The 17406-nt window shown below is 62.8% G+C and carries 16 protein-coding genes; 6 read left to right on the top strand and 10 right to left on the bottom strand.

Going from position 1 to position 17406, the window contains the following annotated elements; genetic code table 11:
- Positions 1–406 precede the first annotated feature (406 nt).
- Both radC and DWB85_RS11145 read left to right on the top strand, forming a co-directional pair.
- Entirely contained in the window at positions 407–937 is a 531-nt protein-coding gene (radC, locus tag DWB85_RS11150) for a RadC family protein (protein ID WP_117954541.1), read from the top strand.
- A gap of 124 nt (positions 938–1061) precedes the next feature.
- The gene (locus DWB85_RS11145; RefSeq protein ID WP_117954539.1) at positions 1062–2024 is read left to right on the top strand and encodes an ArdC family protein; all 963 of its coding nucleotides are present in this window, start codon (positions 1062–1064) and stop codon (positions 2022–2024) included.
- A gap of 939 nt (positions 2025–2963) precedes the next feature.
- Here the strand turns inward: DWB85_RS11145 and DWB85_RS11135 are convergent.
- From DWB85_RS11135 to DWB85_RS11125, 3 genes are all read right to left on the bottom strand, one after another.
- Positions 2964–3854 (bottom strand): DUF4382 domain-containing protein, encoded by an 891-nt coding sequence (locus DWB85_RS11135; RefSeq protein WP_162846087.1) that lies wholly within the window; start codon positions 3852–3854, stop codon positions 2964–2966.
- 290 nt (positions 3855–4144) lie between these two features.
- Positions 4145–5158, bottom strand: coding sequence for an EF-P beta-lysylation protein EpmB (gene epmB / locus DWB85_RS11130; protein ID WP_117954532.1), 1014 nt, complete (start codon positions 5156–5158; stop codon positions 4145–4147).
- 51 nt (positions 5159–5209) lie between these two features.
- On the bottom strand, positions 5210–6493 hold the full coding sequence (locus DWB85_RS11125) for an NAD(P)/FAD-dependent oxidoreductase (protein ID WP_117954529.1): 1284 nt from the start codon (positions 6491–6493) through the stop codon (positions 5210–5212).
- Between the two features lie 124 nt (positions 6494–6617).
- Between DWB85_RS11125 and DWB85_RS11120 the strand changes: the two genes are divergently transcribed.
- Genes DWB85_RS11120 through mtnA form a run of 3 tightly spaced genes read left to right on the top strand, consistent with a single transcriptional unit; the run spans position 6618 to position 9950 of the window.
- On the top strand, positions 6618–7967 hold the full coding sequence (locus DWB85_RS11120) for a glutamine synthetase family protein (RefSeq protein WP_117954528.1): 1350 nt from the start codon (positions 6618–6620) through the stop codon (positions 7965–7967).
- 19 nt (positions 7968–7986) lie between these two features.
- On the top strand, positions 7987–8838 hold the full coding sequence (locus DWB85_RS11115; RefSeq protein WP_117954525.1) for a hypothetical protein: 852 nt from the start codon (positions 7987–7989) through the stop codon (positions 8836–8838).
- Between the two features lie 8 nt (positions 8839–8846).
- Positions 8847–9950 (top strand): S-methyl-5-thioribose-1-phosphate isomerase, encoded by a 1104-nt coding sequence (gene mtnA / locus DWB85_RS11110; RefSeq protein ID WP_117954523.1) that lies wholly within the window; start codon positions 8847–8849, stop codon positions 9948–9950.
- Between the two features lie 71 nt (positions 9951–10021).
- Here the strand turns inward: mtnA and DWB85_RS11105 are convergent, their stop codons facing one another.
- The gene (locus DWB85_RS11105) at positions 10022–10243 is read right to left on the bottom strand and encodes a PA3496 family putative envelope integrity protein (RefSeq protein ID WP_117954521.1); all 222 of its coding nucleotides are present in this window, start codon (positions 10241–10243) and stop codon (positions 10022–10024) included.
- Between the two features lie 331 nt (positions 10244–10574).
- Complete coding sequence (locus DWB85_RS11100) at positions 10575–11081, bottom strand: shikimate kinase (protein WP_117954518.1); 507 nt, start codon at positions 11079–11081, stop codon at positions 10575–10577.
- 121 nt (positions 11082–11202) lie between these two features.
- On the opposite strand from DWB85_RS11100, the gene gcvT reads away from it, so the two are divergent.
- The gene (gene gcvT / locus DWB85_RS11095) at positions 11203–12312 is read left to right on the top strand and encodes a glycine cleavage system aminomethyltransferase GcvT (protein ID WP_117954516.1); all 1110 of its coding nucleotides are present in this window, start codon (positions 11203–11205) and stop codon (positions 12310–12312) included.
- On the opposite strand, the gene DWB85_RS11090 is transcribed toward gcvT, so the two are convergent.
- Genes DWB85_RS11090 through DWB85_RS11070 form a run of 5 tightly spaced genes read right to left on the bottom strand, consistent with a single transcriptional unit; the run spans position 12284 to position 17404 of the window.
- Entirely contained in the window at positions 12284–13351 is a 1068-nt protein-coding gene (locus DWB85_RS11090) for a BatD family protein (RefSeq protein ID WP_117954514.1), read from the bottom strand. The genes gcvT and DWB85_RS11090 overlap by 29 nt on opposite strands.
- Positions 13348–14997: a vWA domain-containing protein gene (locus DWB85_RS11085; protein ID WP_117954512.1), complete on the bottom strand. Its 1650-nt coding sequence runs from the start codon at positions 14995–14997 to the stop codon at positions 13348–13350. The genes DWB85_RS11090 and DWB85_RS11085 overlap by 4 nt, the downstream gene beginning before the upstream one ends.
- Complete coding sequence (locus tag DWB85_RS11080) at positions 14987–15979, bottom strand: vWA domain-containing protein (protein ID WP_117954510.1); 993 nt, start codon at positions 15977–15979, stop codon at positions 14987–14989. Before DWB85_RS11080 ends, DWB85_RS11085 begins: the two co-directional genes overlap by 11 nt.
- Complete coding sequence (locus DWB85_RS11075) at positions 15972–16469, bottom strand: DUF4381 domain-containing protein (protein WP_117954508.1); 498 nt, start codon at positions 16467–16469, stop codon at positions 15972–15974. Before DWB85_RS11075 ends, DWB85_RS11080 begins: the two co-directional genes overlap by 8 nt.
- Positions 16466–17404 (bottom strand): DUF58 domain-containing protein, encoded by a 939-nt coding sequence (locus tag DWB85_RS11070; RefSeq protein ID WP_117954506.1) that lies wholly within the window; start codon positions 17402–17404, stop codon positions 16466–16468. Before DWB85_RS11070 ends, DWB85_RS11075 begins: the two co-directional genes overlap by 4 nt.
- Positions 17405–17406 lie beyond the last annotated feature (2 nt).

The raw sequence follows: 17406 nt of genomic DNA, 5'->3' as shown, positions 1-17406 counted from the left end.
GGTCACCCTCTTCGAAAAAATCCCTTTAAACAATGACTTTTTCGATACCAAACATATCCTGGAAGATGACATGGTTTCTAACCAACTGAATTTGTTCAACAATTAACCGGACGCTAGTGATATTGACTATATTTAAGGTGAAAATCATGCCTTGTATAAAAAATATATAGCCTTATTAAAAATACCAATTTTGAAAATGCAGATCTCTCTACTATTTGCAGAGAAGAGAAAGTATTGATAACCAATAAATATCCCTGCCAATCTATTGATATAGAGATCAAAACCTGGGTCGGCTCCTGGTGCCTATGTGCGTACTAGTGACCGATGGGGGTACCCCTTGGTATTGACCCCCACGTTGTTTACAGCGCGCATGGCACACCTTCATCTGATCAAGGAGCCATGACCAATGACTACACATTCTAAACTGAATAGCGATTGTTCTAATAAGCAGCCTAGCTTGATTGAATCACAAGATGGTCGATACAACTTGTCCGAGCCTGCATCATTGGATGGTATATACAATCTGATGCTAAAGCTTCTAGAAGACAAGTACCTGAGACCAGAGACACTCTCATCCCCGGATGCCGTCAGGAAATATCTTCAGGTTAAACTGGCTAATCGGGATTATGAAGTCTTTAGTGTTGTTTTTTTAGACAGTCAGCACCGAGTGTTGCACTACGAGGAAATGTTCAGAGGCACTATTGATGGAGCCGCTGTCTATCCAAGAGAAGTAGTCAAACGGTGCCTACAGATCAATGCTGCCGCAGTGATCTTTTCTCACCCCCATCCATCTGGTGTACCTGAGCCCAGTTCTGCTGATATACGAATCACTCAAAGACTAACCGAGGCACTGATGTTAGTCGATATCCGTGTGCTCGATCATATCGTGATTGGAGGCACGGATTCAGTTTCCTTCGCTGAGAGAGGACTCTTGTAAGCCTGTTCGCTCCCTCCCCTATTAGCTCCATCTCCAAGTAGTACTCAACTCAATCTGATCAATTTTTCGGCACAGCGTCTGGCTGAGGCCTGCCTGTGCCTGATTACTTTACGAGGAATCAAAGATGACTAATCAATTCACAGTACACGATAAGATTACCAATCAAATCATTTCAGCAATGGAGAACTCCAGAGATTTCCAGTTGCCCTGGAATGCTCCTGATCTAGGCTTACCTTCCAATGCCTTTACCCGCCGTACCTACAATGGCATCAACATCCTGTCTCTATGGGCCAGTGCTCTGGAAAAAGGCTATTTGTCTAATAGGTGGGCGACATACAAACAATGGCAAGCGATGGGAACACAGGTCCGCAAGGGCCAGAAGGCTTCTCCTGTTGTGATCTACAAGCCATTGCCGGAAGCAGAGGTGGATTCAAGCACTGACAGCATTTCCGGTGACAACCCCAGACTCAAGGTTCTCATCAGGACGGCTTCTGTATTCAACGCTGATCAAGTCACTGGGCTGGATGACTTACTGGAAACCCCAGTCCCGGACACTACTAATCCTGTTGATCCGTTGCACGGTGTGGATCATTTCATATCCACCACCTGCGCTGATATCAGAACTGGAGGAGCCAGTGCCTATTACTCCCCAAAGAATGACTACATTGCTATTCCCGATACGGAGAGCTTCATTGGGACGGACACCAGTAGCCCTACAGAGAGCTACTACAGCACGTTACTACATGAGTTGACACACTGGACTGGTAACGAAAAACGCTGTAACAGGGATCTTTCAGGGCGCTTTGGAAACGAGTCCTATGCGATGGAGGAGCTAATAGCGGAACTGGGTGCAGCCTTCCTATGTGCACAGCTCAATATCAGTCCTGCTCCCCGGCAGGACCATGCGGATTACCTGGCCAACTGGATCAAAGTTCTGAGCAACGATGTAAAGGCGATCTTCTGGGCCTCGGCCAGAGCCTCTGAAGCCGTGGCCTACCTCAATGACCTTCAGGATAACTCTACGGCACAACCTCTCCGGAATGTGCCAATCCCCAACCCCGGTAGTAATCAACCAGGCACTATCTGATCAATTGTCTCCGTGGCACTCCGCAATGGAACCACTTCAGTCAATAGCTGGCTGGACAGGCAAGTCATTCCTGACGAGCCCTGTGATGCCTGCAGATTTCTCATAACCCGTTAATACCGGGAAGCCAGCTACTGCCTTCAGCGGTGACAGTGAAGGTCAAAAGCCTTCCGTGTTCCGCATCTGTTCGATTCAGAACCCTACGGCCTCCTGTGGATGGAGGCAGTCATTACCGACGACCAACCAATGAGGATCAAATCATGACCTTTTTCAAATTCCGTCGTAACAAGAACGTTCGTGTCATCAAGCCGCGCTCCAGAATGGACCGGATCTGGACCATGCTAAGCTGGGCCTGCAAGATCGGATTCCTGGTCTGGCTTTACGTCCACTTATCCGAGATACTGATTACAGCGATTCTTGCTCTGGCAGTGTGGTACGTTCTTCTGCCGCTTCTGAGAAAGAACAAGCGGGGTGTCAGACCCCGTTAATTGCAGGTGCGTTTTCAGGTGTCAGATCCGTTATAGCGGATTCGAACCTTAATAAAAAAATAATATGACGGTATATTTGTCGGTATTACCAATAGTCGAATTACACTAAATCATTATAAAACAAGTTGATAGGCTTGCTATTCGAGTCCTCTCACACGACCATATACCCCTCCGGTTTGTTCCGGTCGCATAGGTAACAGATTATTCCGAGAGCATAGGTAACACTTTCGGGCTCTACTCATCGGCTTCCCCGGCCCAATACTCGAATTGCGCCATTGTCGCCTGATACCAGTCCTTACCCTTGCCCAGGTTAGGGATTTCTTCCCACCGGCTCCATCTCCTTTAGCTTTCTATCAATCAACCCGGGATTGGCTCAACCCATGCAGGTTGCCGACAGGGCATTTGCCCTGCCGGCGCCAGTATCGGCAGTTTGTATAGACTGCCGCGATCGTGTTTACGGGAAGTTTGCCTCGCTGTCCTGGTCGGCTACAACGGATACAGGGTTGTCGCTGCTCAGCGAAATATCGATGCCGTCATCCGGCACTTCCGGGGAATCATCGGCCGCCTGGCAGGTGAAGCCCACGGTGTATTCGCCGGGCGGCAGATAACCGATGGTGTAGCGCCACTGGCCACTGGCATCGTCGAAGACCACGGCCGCGCTGGTCAGTGGTGCAAGGTCGGAACCCTCCTCGCCTACTTCGGTCCCGAGACCGCCGACATAGGCGTAAACCGCGAATCCGCCGCCGGTGTTGACGTCACCGGTGCAACCCTCAGCCGTCAACAGGTCTGCCTGTACACTGCCGGTGATATTGCCACTTTCGGCCAGGTCGACAAGGCGCAGGGAGGGGCGGAGGCGATAGTCCGGGAAGCCCTGCGGGTCGTTCACGGATTTACGCAGGTCAAAATCGACCACGAAGTTGTGCGTACCCCCCGCCAGAATGGTGAAGCTACTGTTCAACTTCAGGCCGGACTGGCTGCCACTGGGAATAAACAACGACTCCTGGGTGCCGTCGTCCAGCACGATGATCGAATCCATCTCTCCGCGCTCGGCGTCAACCTGCAGCCGCAGCGCCGTGTATTCACCCGCCTGCAATTCCACACCCTGCAGCAGGCTGACGCTGTCGGTGCCCTGCAGTTCAAGCAGCTCTACGCAGCGCACTGTCGGTTCGCCCGCCGCGGTTGCGCTGGGGGGAATGCCATCCAGCAGGTCCTGGCAGGTCTGGCTGTCACCGTCCAGGGGGAAATCAATCGCCGCCCCGGTGCCCGGGTTCACACCTACGCCTGTGAATTGCACCAGTATGCGGTCGGCATTGTCCACCGCGGCATCGGTGACGCCGATGCTCATTGTTCCGGTGTCCGGCTCACTGCCGCCTCCGGAAGAGCCGCCGCCCCCACAGGCGGACAAACCCGCTGCGCACAGCGCGGCCCAGATAAAGTTTCGATTACAATGCGGCATGCTTACCTCCTTACCGTAAGTGACTGACTTTTGCTGGGAAGATCGGAGCGCATGTAAGTGGCTCCTGGATGATTGACGTGTGCGGGCTATCACTTGTTCCGCAAAATCGGTGTAATAAATACCGGCGTTCGCCCTTGAATTTCCCACAGCGGGCGCCGGTGTTGGCTTTGAGCGCTGCTTTACGCGCCCCTGACCCTCACCTTCGCCGGTTTCCCGGCTTCTTCCCGCACCAGGGTGGGCACCAGGTACCCCGGCAGACGGTTTTCCAGTTCGCCAATCAGTTGCAGCCCGCGTTGCTCGGGCACGTCGAAATGGGCAGCTCCCCGCACCTTGTCCAGCAGGTGCAGGTAATAAGGCAGTACGCCCGCCGCGAACAGTTTTTCGCTGAGCTCTGCCAGAGTGTCGGCGCTGTCGTTAACACCCGCCAGTAGTACGGCCTGGTTGAGAATGGGAATTCTGGCATCCCCCAGTTTGGCAGTGGCGGCTTCTACTTCATCATTGATCTCGTTGCCGTGGTTGCTGTGCACCACCATCACCGGCTGCAGCCGGGTGCCGGTCAGTGCCGCCAGCAGGCCGTCGGTAATGCGGGCCGGCAGCACCACCGGCATGCGGCTGTGTACCCGCAGGCGCCGGAGGTGGGGGATGGCGGCCAGCGCTTTGGTCAGTGCCGCCAGTTCCCGGTCGGCCACCAGCAAGGGGTCGCCGCCACTGAGGATGACCTCGCTGATGCTGGGATCGGCGGCGATATGTTGCAGTGCCTCGCGCCACTGCTGGCGGCTGTTGCGGTTGTCGCTGTAGGGAAAGTGGCGGCGGAAACAGTAGCGGCAGTTGATGGCGCAGGCGCCGGCCAGCACCAGCAGGGCGCGGCCGTGGTACTTCTGGATGATGCCGGGGTGGGTGATGGCGTCGCCGGTCTCGCCCACCGGGTCGTCGCTGTAGCCGGGAGTCGGCTGCATTTCCAGCTGGTGGCTGAGTACCTGGCGCAGCAGGGGGTCGTTCGCATCCTGCGGCCGCATGCGGGCGACAAAGCTGCGCGGCACCTTGAGCGCGAAGTCGGCGCTGGCGGCGGCACACAGGCCGGCCTGCTGCGAGTCCAGGCGCAGTAGCGCCAGCAGCTCCTCGCCGGAGCTCACGGCGTTGCGCAACTGCGCCTGCCAGTCGTTGGCGTGCTGGATGTCGGCCAGGGGTATCACGGCGGTAGTGTCCGGGTTGTCGGGGGCCGCTATTCTACCAGCTGCGCAGGTTTAGCCCAGCCGGTCCCGCAGGCTGTAGAACAGCATGCCCGCCACCAGGCCGGGCCAGCGCAGCAGGGTGCCGCCGGGAAAGGTTTTCGAGGGCACGCTGGCCATGATGTCGAAGCGCTCGGCGCTGCCGGCGATCACCTCCGCCAGCAGCTTGCCTGCCAGGGTGGCCGTGGGCACACCGTGGCCGGAGTAGCCGTGGGCGTAGAACACGCTGGACGACAGCCGGCCGAAGTCGGGCATGCGGTTGAGGGTGATGGCCAGGGTGCCGCCCCAGCCGTAGTCGATGCGGGTATTGGCCAGCTCGGGGTAGATGCGCAGCATGTACTTGCGCACGAAGCTGCCGATGTCGGCGGGAAAGCGGCGGCTGTAAGACTCGCCGCCGCCGAACAGCAGGCGGTTGTCGGCGGACAGCTTCCAGTAATCGATCACGAACAGGCTGTCCGACATCGAGGTGTCGTCGCGGATCAGCCGGCGGGCCAGCTCCTCCGCCAGGGGCTCGGTGGCCAGCATGTAGTTGTTGATCGGCATGATGCGCCCGGCGGTGCGCGGCTCCAGCTTTTCCAGATAGCCGTTGCAGCCCAGTACCAGGTAACTGGCTTTCACCAGCCCGCGGTCGGTTGTTACCTCCACCTGCTGGCCATCGCGGTAGGACAGCACCCGGCTGCCCTCGTGCAGCTGCGCGCCCAGGTCGGCGGCGGCTTTTGCCAGGCCCAGGGCGTAATTCAGGGGATGCAGGTGGCGGGCGCCGCTGTCGAGAATCCCGCCGTGAAAGCCCTGGCCGGAGGTCATCTGTGCCAGTTCGTCGGGGGCCACGTAGCGCACCTGCTCGTAGCCGTATACCTGCTGCAGGTGTTCCGCCTCCGCCTGCAGCCCGGACTGCTCCTTCGCCTTGGAGGCCACGTGCAGGTTGCCGGTTTTCAGTTCGCAGTCGATCTGGTGCTCATCGATCAGTTCGCAGACGGTATCCACCGCTTCCAGGCCCAGGTCCCACAGGGCTCTGGCGTGCTCCAGGCCCACTAACTTTTCCAGGGTCTCCTGGTCGGCCCGCTGGCCGGTGCCCACATGGCCGCCATTGCGCCCCGAGGCGCCCCAGCCCAGCTTGTTGGCTTCCAGCAGGATCACGCTGTAGCCCGCCTTGCGCAGGAAAATGGCGGTGGACAGGCCGGTGTAACCGCCACCGATGATGCAGACGTCCGCCGAGGCCTCGCCCTGCAGGGCCGGGAAATCCAGCTGCTGGTTGGCGGAGGCGGCGTACCAGGATTCGACATGAGCTGTATTTTGCATGGGCGCAATATACCGTGTCGGGGGGCGACCCGCTCATAACACATTAGGGGTAGCCCCCGTGCAAAGCGCTTGAACGAGGCCGGCTTCGCCGCGATACTCGAATTTTGGCTCACATGGATTTTGTATGAGTAGCGACACGCAGGTCATCAAGGACTGGCTGAAACAGCACCAGATTTCCGAAGTGGAATGCCTGGTGCCGGACATGACCGGCAACGCCCGGGGCAAGTTTATCCCCGCCAACCAGTTCCTCGATATGGGTGAGCCGCGGCTGCCGGAAAGCATCATGGTGCAGAGCGTCACCGGCGAGTACTGCGACGAGCACTGGGAGCTGGTAGAGCCCACCGACGCCGACATGATTCTGGTACCCGACGCCGCCACCATGCGCGTTGTGCCCTGGGCCCGGGAGCCCACCGCCCAGATCATCCACGACTGCTACACCATGGACGGCAGGCCCCATCCACTCTCTACCCGCAACGTGTTGCGCCAGGTGCTGGACCTCTACGCCGCGGAAGGCCTCAAGCCGGTGATTGCGCCGGAGGTGGAATTCTTCCTGGTGGCCAGGAATATCGACCCGGATTACGTGCTCACCCCGCCCTCGGGCCGCTCCGGGCGCAAGGAGACCTCGCGCCTGTCCTACAGCATCGACGCGGTGGCGGAGTTCGAGGACTTCGTCGAGGACATGTACGACTACGCCGAGGCCCAGCAGCTCAGGGTCGACACCCTGATCCACGAGAACGGCGCCGCCCAGATGGAGATCAACTTCCTCCACGGCGATGCCATGGACCTGGCGGACCAGGTGTTCACCTTCAAGCGCACCGTGCGCGAGACCGCCCACAAGCACGGCGTCTACGCCACCTTCATGGCCAAGCCGATGCAGGACCAATGCGGCAGTGCCCTGCATATTCACCAGAGTGTGGTGCGCACCGATAACGGCGCCAATATATTCACCACCGACAAGGGCGAGCACTCGGAGGCGTTTCTCAGCTACATCGCCGGGCTGCAGCACTACACCCCGGAGTTGATCGGCTTTTACGCCCCCAATGTCAATTCCTATCGCCGCCTGGCCCCGGACATCTCCGCCCCCATCAACCTCAACTGGGGGATCGGCAATCGCACCACGGCGTTCCGGGTGCCGGAGAGCGGCCCCGAGGCCACCCGGGTGGAAAACCGTTTCCCGGGGGCAGACGTCAACCCCTACCTGGCGATCGCCGCCAGTCTGGCCAGCGGCTACCTGGGGATGAAGAACAAGCTCACCCCCAGCGAGCCCCACCAGGGCACCGCCAACGAGGACGAGGTGGAAGTGGCGCGCACCCTGGAGGAGGGGCTGCGCAACCTGGGCAATTCGCCGGAGGTGCGGGAGGTATTCGGCGAGCTGTTCCTCAAGGCCTACGCCGCGGTCAAGCGCGACGAGTTCGAGGAGTTCAACCGGGTGATTTCGTCCTGGGAGCGGGAGCACCTGCTGCTGCAGGTCTGAGGGGAGCGACGACGGCGGGATGAAGGACACTGACGGCCTGCTGGGCACCAGCAGCACACGCTACAGCCCGTTCACCTGGGTCAAGTACCTGGTCTACGCGCTGCTGAGCTTCAACGTTTACCTGTTCCTGCAGGAGGAGTTGGGGGCGCTGGAGCACACCTTTGTCCACGGCTTCGAGCTGGGCCAGATCATCCAGGTTTTCTCTGCCACCATCGACACCACGGCATGGGTCGTCCTGCTGCTGTTGTTTGAGCTCGAGACTTCGATACTGGACGACGCGCGTATTCGCGGCCCGGTGAAGTGGTTGCTCCACGGTCTGCGACTGCTGTGTTACGCGGCGGTGTTTTACGCCTTTACCGGCTACTACGCCGAACTGGTGACGCTCTACCAGGTGACCCCGCTGGCGGGTTTCGACGCCTGTAACAGCCTTGACCAGGGCTTGGCCCTGTTGCTCGACCTGGATGAATACGAACCGCTATCCGCCGCCAATTGCGTCGCACTGACCCAGCCGGTGTACCGTCTGGAGGGCTTCGATATTGTCGCCCAGGGGGAGTTATTGCGGGAGGTGCGCTGGCTGGCCTGGACCGATGTCATCAACTCCGCCACCTGGCTGCTGGTGGTCATTGTGCTGGAAGTGGAGGTGCGCCTGCAGTTGCGCGGTAACCTCTCCGACCGGATCATGCGCTTTACCCTGGTCTGCAAGTACGCCCTGTACGGCACCCTGTTTGGCTGTGCCGGCTACTGGGGCGTTGCCGGCGACTTCCTCGATTTCTGGGACGCCGCCCTGTGGCTGTTCGCGTTTATATTTATCGAGCTTAATGTGTTTGAATGGCAGGCCGAAACCAGCCAGGAAGCCCCGCAAGCGGCTTGAGATAAACCATGTTCAGTAGCGATGACCTTGCCAGCCTGCGATCGGATGCCGTGTCCGGCGCCGTCGAGATTATCGACCAGACCCTTCTCCCCCACACCCTGCGCTGGGTGCACCTGGACTCGCTGGAGGCCTACTGCCACGCCATCAGCGCCATGCAGGTGCGGGGCGCGCCGCTGATCGGTATCAGCGCGGCCTTCGGCCTCGCCCACGCGGTGGCCGGGGACCCCTCCGACGCCGGCATCCGCCAGGCCAGCGAGCGCCTGCTGGCCACCCGCCCCACCGCGGTCAACCTGCGCTGGGCGCTGGAGGCCATGGCGCAGGAGATCCTGCCGCTGGCGCTGGACAAGCGCGCCGGGGCTGCCCGGGCGCGGGCCATCGCCCTGCGTCAGGCCGACATCGACAACTGCGCCGCCATCGGCGATCACGGCCTGGCGCTGCTGCGCGACATGCCCCGTGGTGACACCCTGAACATCATGACCCACTGCAATGCCGGCTGGCTGGCGACCATCCAGTGGGGCACGGCGCTGGCGCCCATCTACAAGGCCCGGGCCGCGGGCCTGCCGGTGCACGTGTGGGTGTCGGAAACCCGGCCGCGCAACCAGGGCATGAACCTGACCGCCTGGGAACTGCAGCGCGCCGGCGTGCCCTGCACGGTGGTAGCGGACAACAGCTGCGGCCAGTTGCTGAGGTCCGGTGCGGTGGACTGCGTGATTGTCGGTTCCGATCGCACCGCCGCCAACGGCGACGTGTGCAACAAGGTCGGCACCTACCTCAAGGCGCTGGCGGCGGCAGACAACAATATTCCGTTCTATGTGGCGCTGCCCGAATCCACCATCGACTGGCGCTGCGCCGGGGGCGGAGACATTCCCATCGAGGAACGCGACCCGCTGGAAGTGCTGGCCATCGCCGGTGTGGATGCCGCCGGGCAGGGGCTGGAGGTCAACCTCGCGGCGGCGGGCACCCGCGCCGCCAACCCGGCCTTCGACGTCACCCCGGCGCGGCTGGTCACCGGCCTGGTGACGGAACACGGGGTGTATGCGGCCAGTGTCGAGGGGCTGGCAAGCCTGAAAGATCAGCTGCAGGGCCTGGCTGAGGGGGTAAACAAAGGCTAAAGCATTGCGGTGCCGCGAGCGAGCGCCGCGGCGAGTGTTGCGTCCGGAACAGGTGTACCCAGGGCCTGGCCCTAGAAGTCGTCCAGTTCCAGGTCGTAATAGCCCAGTTCGTCCCGCAGGCGTTTCTCTTCCAGACGCTGTTCCGCCCGGCGCCGTTTTTCCGCCAGGCGTTGCTTGTCACTGGAAATGGGGGACAGTTCCTCGAAGTCTTCGTCAGACATATCGCCGAGAATCGGATCGTACATATCGTCCAGGGAATCCGCTTGGGTCGGTTCCTGATTGCGCTCTCCCATAAACCACCTCCCGATGATTTACATAAGGTCACTAGGGGCAGAAACAGCTCTGCCTCAGGGCGGAGTAAATCAAAAAAAACCGCCCCGGGAAATAGATTTTTTGTGGTTTTTTACCACCGGTCCGGGCAGCCCGCGGCCGTCCCTGGCCCTGTCCAACCGGTGTCGACTTCCGTGTCTGAACCGTCCATGGTTCTCCGGGAGGCGGGCTGCCCGATACCGGTATTTGCAAAGCCCGTGCCAGGGTATTCCGGGCGCAAAGTCGCGAAAAAATGCCTGTTTTCCCGCCCCGGGACCGTGTCCGGTCGTGTGCCGGGGCAGTTGCGTCGGGCCCTCAGCGGGTCAGCAGTGACAGAATCTCCAGGGCGACCTGCTCCGGCGTGCCGGCACAGGCGTCCACGGTGTAGTCGGCATACTGTTCGTACAGCGGTGTGCGCTCGGCGTAAACATCGGCAAAGCTGTGCCCGGCGGCGCTGGCGATGCCGCGCGGGGGCGCGGCAGCCACCCGTGCCTCCAAAGTGGCGAGGTCCGCCTGCAGGTACACCACCGGCCCCAGAGCCCGCAGCCGCCGCATGATGGCCGGGCTGTAGACCACGCTGCCGCCGGTGGACACCAGGGCGTGATCCAGGGCGATGTCGAGCAACACCGCTTCCTCCACCCGGCGCAGGTACTCGTGGCCCCTGCTGTCGACAATTTCCTGCAGGGTCGCCTGCTCCCGTACCTGGATGTCGAGGTCGGTATCGATAAAGCGCAGCCCGCTGAGCTTCGCCAGCAGCACGCCGACCGAGCTTTTACCGGCCCCCGGCATGCCGATCAGGCTGATGGTGTTGAATGGGCTCACGCGGTTCTCTCCTTGGTGGGGCGGCCATTATCCGGCAGCGGGCGCGCCGGTGCCAGCCCGCCCTTGCAGCACCCGGTGCCAGTGGTTAGAGTTCAATGCCCTACCTGACCAGGAATCGAGCATGAGCCTGCTAACAACCCCACTGGATGAACTGCACCGTGAACTGGGTGCCAAGATGGTGCCGTTTGCCGGCTACGAGATGCCGGTGCAGTACCCCAGCGGCATTATCAAGGAGCACCTGCACACCCGCGAGGCCGCCGGCCTGTTTGACGTGTCCCACATGGGACAGGTGGTCATCGAGGGTGCGGGCAGCGCGGCGATGCTGGAGTCACTGGTGCCGGCGGATGCCCAGGGCCTGGGCAGCGACCGCCAGACCTACGCCCTGTTCACCAATGACCGGGGCGGCGTGCTCGATGACCTGATCATCACCCGCTGGGGAGAAGACAGGTTTTTCCTGGTGGTCAACGCCGCCTGCAAGGCCCAGGACATAGCCCACCTGCGCGCGCACCTGGCGGGCCAGTCCCTCGAGGTGCTGGAGGAGCAGGCGCTGCTGGCGCTGCAGGGACCGAAAGCAAGGGACGTGATGGGCAGCCTGTGCCCGCAGGCCGCCGGGCTGGTGTTCATGCAGGGCATGGCCGCCACCATCGATGGGGTGGAGGTCTACATCACCTGCTCCGGTTATACCGGCGAGGACGGTTTTGAAATTTCCGTGCCCAATGCCGCCGCCGCATCCCTGGCCCGCCGTATCCTCGGTTTCGAGCAGGTACTGCCGGTGGGGCTGGGCGCCCGGGACTCCCTGCGGCTGGAGGCCGGGCTGTGTCTCTACGGCCACGAATTAAACCAGGACATCGACCCGGTGCAGGCCGGCCTGCTGTGGTCCATCAGCAAGGTGCGGCGTGCCGACGGCGAACGCCCGGGGGGCTTCCCGGGGGCCGCTGTGATCTTCGAACGAATGGAAAACAAGCCCGCCCTGCGCCGTGTTGGCCTGGCGGTGGAGGGCAAGCGCCCCGTTCGCGAGGGCCAGACGGTAATTGCCGGCGATGGCAGGCCGGTGGGTGAGATCTGCTCGGCCTGTTTTGGCGCCAGCGTCGGCGGCCCCATCGCCATGGCCTATGTGGAACGGGAACTGGGCGAGCCGGGAACCGCGCTGGCGGTGGAGGTGCGCGGCAAGCAGCTGCCGGTTACCGTGACCCGGATGCCCTTCAGTCCCCAGCGCTACTATCGGGGTTGAGCCGGCGGGGCAGGGCGGGCTGGCGCAGGCTTAGCAGCACGCGCCACAGCTTGTGCAGCGGCTTGCGCAGGAACGCCAGGCGCTGCCAGGGCCGGTGGCGCAACAGCAGCCTGAGCACGGCCATGACGACCAGCGGGGCCAGCGCCGCCAGGGCCAGGGTGCGCCAGGGCAGCGGGCTTGAGCTCTCGACCGGCGCTGCCGCCTGACCCGTAACGGTGACTTCCAGGGCCGGAATACTGAGGACTTTCAGCGTCTCGTCGCGGGTATCCCACCAGAAAAACTCCTCCGCCGGCAGCACGTAGCGGCCCGGCTGCTCGGCCACATAGCTGATGCTCTGCTCCCGGCTGGCGACGCGCTGGCCCCGGTTGCTGCTGTTGTCCAGTACTGGCGGCGCGGGGTAGGCCGCCAGGCCGTCCTGCCCGTCTGCGTTCAGGGCCGGCAGCATCATCGCCGGCACGTCCTCTGCCCTGAAGGTGATGCGCCGCTCAAAGGCATCGCCGGGTTCCAGGCGGTCGAGCTCCCGGTCCACCGTCTGGGTGACAGTGTAATCCGGGGAGGCCACCCAGAACTCGGCCTGCTCCAGCGCCGCCGGCAGGCTCACGCTGAACGCCAGTGGCGGGCTTGTTGCGCTGCCCGAGATATTGCCCAGATCACCGCCGTTGACCTGCAGGCTCAGCTCCATGGCCGGTACGCGGAACTCACCGGGCCGCTGCGGATACAGGTCAATGGTCCAGCGCTGCAGCACCCAGGTTGTACCATCGCGGGTCTCGCTGGCGTTGGCGGCGAACTGCTCCGTCTGCAGGATCACCAGTCCCGGCACTTCGGGCAGGCGAATCCGGGTGCCGCCGGTGAACCAGGTGCTGGTGCCGATCTCGATCACCATTCTGGCGTACTGGCCCGGTACCAGGGCCCCGTCGTGTTGCAGGCGACTGTCTATGCTGAGGCTGCCATTCTCCAGCAGCGTATCCAGCGGGCTCGCCGCCAGCCCGCCCAGCGGGGCCAGCAGCACCAGTAGCCAGCTGAGCAGGTGCCGCTTCATGGCGCCTCCCGGCGCTGCAGCTGCATGCTGAATTTGGTGGCGAGGAAATTGGACGGGTCCTGCTGTACCCCGCGTAACCACATGTCCCGGGTGGCCTGGCTTTGCAGGATTTCCTCGGCGCTGTAGTGTTTGAGCTCAACCTGGTCGAAACTGAGTTCCTCCGCGCCCTCGGCGGGAATCGCATCGTCACCGCCCATTTCTTTTTCCTCGCTGCCGATGCCGGCTTCGGGGGTTTGCGACTCGCTCATGCGATTGATCTCATCGATCAGCGCCTGCACCTTGTCGCGGTTTTCCCGGGCGCCGGGATAGTCCGGGTCCCGCTGCAACAGCTGGTCGTAGCGATTGACGGCGCGCAGGAAGTCCCGGGCATGGGCGCGGGCATTGGCCTCGTTGAACAGGGCGTCGTTGCTGTCCGAGCGGGAGAAATACTCCGCCGCCTGCATGAAGTCCTCGTTGTAATAGTGGGCGATGCCCTTCCACAAAGGATCCTGGAACTGCCGGGCGGCGGCCCGGTAGCGGCCGGCCTGCAGCAGCAGGCGCCCCTGCTGGTCCGGGGTCAGCCACAGGCCGGCGAACCACTGGCCAATGCCCGCGCCCGCGTGCTCCTCCGTTACCGGGGCCTGCTCGCTGCTGTCTCCGGCGGCAGTGACGGGCGCCGGCGAGCCGGCCAGTACCAGCGGTAGCAGCAGCCAGCCCCAGGCAATGGTCCAGCCCTTGCGGAACCACAGCAGCCACAGGGGCAGGCACAGGAATACCAGCGGGTAGCCGCTGTCCAGCCAGGGCAGGGCATCGTCATCAATCACGACATAGTGACTCTCGATCCGTCGCTCCAGGGCCCGCACGTCACTGTCGTCGACCGTGACATCCAGGTAGTGGCCGCCGGCGCTGCTGGCCACCGCTTGCAGCCCCGCGCGGTCCAGGGGCACGATGCCGTCCTCATCGCTGTCGCTACCCATGCCCAGCACCAGCAGCTGGTGACTGCGGGCGCTGAAGTAATCGGCGAAGGCGTCGCGGGTGTTGCTGCCGACACCGTCGCTGATCAGCACCACCGTGGCCGCCGCCGTGGTATCCCGCAGGATCTCGTCCACCAGCGGCAGGGCGCGCTCGGCGAACTTGCCGGCGCGGGGCATCATGCCGGGTTTCAGCGCCGCCAGGTACTGGGTGAGGATGTCCTGGTCGGCGGTGAGGGTGAGCACGGTGTGGGCAGTGCCCGCATAGACCACCAGCGCCGATTGCTTGTCCGGCCGCAGGGCCAGCAGGTCAGAGGCCTTCTGCCGGGCCCGGGCCAGGCGCGAGGGCTGGATGTCGGTCTGTTCCATGGAGCGGGACAGGTCCAGCAGCAATACCAGGGCCGATTCGTCCTGGCTCAGCGGCGAGGGCTGCTGGCGCAAGCTGGGGCCGAGGATGATGATGAATATAAGCAGCGTGAACAGGGCGCTGACGGTGGCGGGATTGAACCAGCGCGACTGGCGGCGGTCCAGGCGCAGGTGCTCCAGCAGGTGGGGCGCGATAATCCCGCTGAACATGTCACTGCTGTCCTGCCGGCGCAGGATATAGACATTCAGGGCCACGGCGGGCACCAGCAGCAACAGCCATCCCGGCCGCAGCAGGTGGAAGTATTCCAGCGCCGGCAGCTCAGGCAGCACGGCTGGCTCCCCGCGCGCGCAGGCTCAGCATCGCGTTATATCCGTGATAAAGCAGGTACAGCACAAGCACCACGACCAGCGGCACCCAGTGCAGGCTTTGTCGCGGGCGGAAGCTCACGGTCTCGTATAATTCCGGCTCCAGTTCGGCGATGGCCAGGTAGGCCTGGCGCATCTGTTCCCGGTCCAGGGCCTGGAAGGAGCGGCCGCCGGCCACCTCGCTGACCCGGCCAATGGTCGCCAGGTCCAGGGCGTCTTCGCCAACGGTGGTGGGATCGCCAATGGCGATGGTGTAGATGCGGATGTTACTGGCGGCGGCAACCTTGGCGGCGTCAATGGGCGGCACCGTGCTGCCGGTGTCGTTGCCGTCGGTCAGCATGATCAATACCCGGTTGCTGGACTCGCTCTCGCTGAACAGCTTGATCGCCAGGCCGATGGCGTCACCGAACACGGTGCTGGGGCCGGCCATGCCGATCTCGGTCTCGGCGAGCAGCTGCAGCCATACCTGGTGATCATCGGTAAACGGGGTTTGCAGGTAGGCGGCATCACCAAACACGATCAGTCCCAGCCGGTCGGAAGCGCGCCTGGCCGCCAGGTCCTCAAGCACCAGTTTCACCGCCTCCAGGCGGTCGATGCTGTCACCGTCCGGGCGGCTGAAGTCGCGGGTCTCCATGGAGCCCGAGAGGTCTACCGCCACCATCAGGTCGCGCCCCGACTTCTGCTGCTCCACCGGCGGCCCTATCCACTGCGGTTTGCTCGCGGCCAGCACCAGACAGAGCCAGGTCAGTAATACCAGGGTCTTTTGCATCCGGTCCCGGCGCAGGATGCGGGCACCCTGTTCCGGCCGCTGCTCGCTCAGCTCCACCAGCTTCTCGAAGAAAGGCACCATGACCGAGTCACGGCTTTCCTTGTACGCCGGCAGCAGGCGCATCAGCAGCGGCAGCGGCAGCAGCAGCAACGCCCAGGGGAAGGCCAGCTCAACCATCGTAGTGATTCCGGTGCTGTTTGACCCAGTTCAGGCTGGCCTGCAGCAGCGCTGCGGCCGTGGCCGGATCCATCGGCCGTTGCTGGTAAACCCCCATGGCCAACAGCCGGCACTGCGCGGCGGAAAACGGCGGCTCGGCGCAGCGGGCGTTGAGAAATTCGACCCAGGGCTCGCCCCACAGGGCGGCGACCTCCTGCCGGGGGAAGCCCGCCAGGGCGGATAGCTTGAGGGTGCGGTTGACCTCGGCCACCAGCCCGGGAGTCGGGGCCAGGTCCTGCAACCGCGCCAGCGCTTCCCGCCGGTAGCGGTTGTGGTACCAGTAGCGCAATTTGCGGGCGCCCCGGCGCAGCAGCCATAACAGCAGCAGCGCGGCTACCAGGTGCCAGCCCGGGGTTTGCGGCCACCAGTCGACCGGCGGCGGCGAAACCACCTCGTTGAACTCCCCCAGGGCGTAGTTGCCGAAGATCTCCGGCAATGCGGGCAGGCTCATACCAGCACTCCCTGGCCGCCGAGTTTCTCGCGCAGCTGCCGGGCGGCGGACGTGGCGGTGTCGATCGGTATCACCGGGATCTGGTGGCGGGTCAGGTCGGCGCGGACCCGGGCGAAGGAGCTCTCAAAGCTGGCCTCGAACCTGTCACCGAGTGCGTTGTGCGCGGGATCCAGTTCCAGCTGGTAGTAGCCGTCGCTCACCACCAGCTTTTCGGCGCTGGAGATGTCGCGCTCCAGCGGGTCGAATACCAGGCTGCAGATAATGTCGTTGTGCCGGGCGATACGGCGGATGTGGGCCATCGCGTCCTGGTTCCAGCCGTGGAAATCGGACACCAGGATTACCAGGTAGTCGTGGCTGACCTGGCGTTCGGCGGTTTTCAGTGCATCGAGCAGGGCCTCGGGGCGAGTCCTGGTGCCGCTGTTGACCGAGAGCTGCTGGTTCATGGTGGCCAGGTCGCCCAGCCAGCCCATGACCTTGTTGTCGCTGCGGCTGGGTCGCGCCTCGTGGACCCGCTCGTCGTTGAACAGGATGGCGCCGATGCGGTCCCCCACCCCCAGCACGCGCCAGGCGGTAATGGCCGCCACCTCGGCCGCCACCACCGACTTCATCTTGTACTGGCTGCCGAAAAACATCGGCAGGCGCTGGTCGACAATGACGATAACCGGACGGTCCCGCTCTTCCGTGTACACGCGCACGTGGGGCTTGCCGGTGCGGTTGGTGACCCGCCAGTCCATGGTGCGGATATCGTCACCCGGCCGGTAGTGGCGCAATTCGTCGAAGTCCAGGCCGCGACCGCGCAGCTTCGACCGCTTGCGGCCGGCCAGCAGGGAGTTCACCGGCTGCCGGGGCAGGTAGCTGAATCCCCCCGCGGTGTGGCGCAGTCGCACCAGGGCCTGCAGGTGGGTGTAAATGGCGTCCTGTGGCTGCTCGGGCATGG

The organism is Seongchinamella sediminis (assembly GCF_003457605.1).
GTDB lineage: Bacteria > Pseudomonadota > Gammaproteobacteria > Pseudomonadales > Halieaceae > Halioglobus > Halioglobus sediminis.
The sequence above is the reverse complement of the archived record's forward strand: the minus strand, read 5'-3'. Positions and strand labels throughout refer to the sequence as shown.

Coding starts and splice junctions, on each gene's coding strand:
- DWB85_RS11070 (WP_117954506.1), bottom strand. CDS start 17,404: ATGCCCGAGCAGCCACAGGACGCCATTTACACCCACCTGCAGGCCCTG.
- gcvT (WP_117954516.1), top strand. CDS start 11,203: ATGAGCCTGCTAACAACCCCACTGGATGAACTGCACCGTGAACTGGGT.
- DWB85_RS11075 (WP_117954508.1), bottom strand. CDS start 16,469: ATGAGCCTGCCCGCATTGCCGGAGATCTTCGGCAACTACGCCCTGGGG.
- DWB85_RS11145 (WP_117954539.1), top strand. CDS start 1,062: ATGACTAATCAATTCACAGTACACGATAAGATTACCAATCAAATCATT.
- DWB85_RS11115 (WP_117954525.1), top strand. CDS start 7,987: ATGAAGGACACTGACGGCCTGCTGGGCACCAGCAGCACACGCTACAGC.
- radC (WP_117954541.1), top strand. CDS start 407: ATGACTACACATTCTAAACTGAATAGCGATTGTTCTAATAAGCAGCCT.
- mtnA (WP_117954523.1), top strand. CDS start 8,847: ATGTTCAGTAGCGATGACCTTGCCAGCCTGCGATCGGATGCCGTGTCC.
- DWB85_RS11135 (WP_162846087.1), bottom strand. CDS start 3,854: ATGAGCATCGGCGTCACCGATGCCGCGGTGGACAATGCCGACCGCATA.
- DWB85_RS11105 (WP_117954521.1), bottom strand. CDS start 10,243: ATGGGAGAGCGCAATCAGGAACCGACCCAAGCGGATTCCCTGGACGAT.
- DWB85_RS11090 (WP_117954514.1), bottom strand. CDS start 13,351: ATGAAGCGGCACCTGCTCAGCTGGCTACTGGTGCTGCTGGCCCCGCTG.
- DWB85_RS11125 (WP_117954529.1), bottom strand. CDS start 6,493: ATGCAAAATACAGCTCATGTCGAATCCTGGTACGCCGCCTCCGCCAAC.
- DWB85_RS11080 (WP_117954510.1), bottom strand. CDS start 15,979: ATGGTTGAGCTGGCCTTCCCCTGGGCGTTGCTGCTGCTGCCGCTGCCG.
- DWB85_RS11120 (WP_117954528.1), top strand. CDS start 6,618: ATGAGTAGCGACACGCAGGTCATCAAGGACTGGCTGAAACAGCACCAG.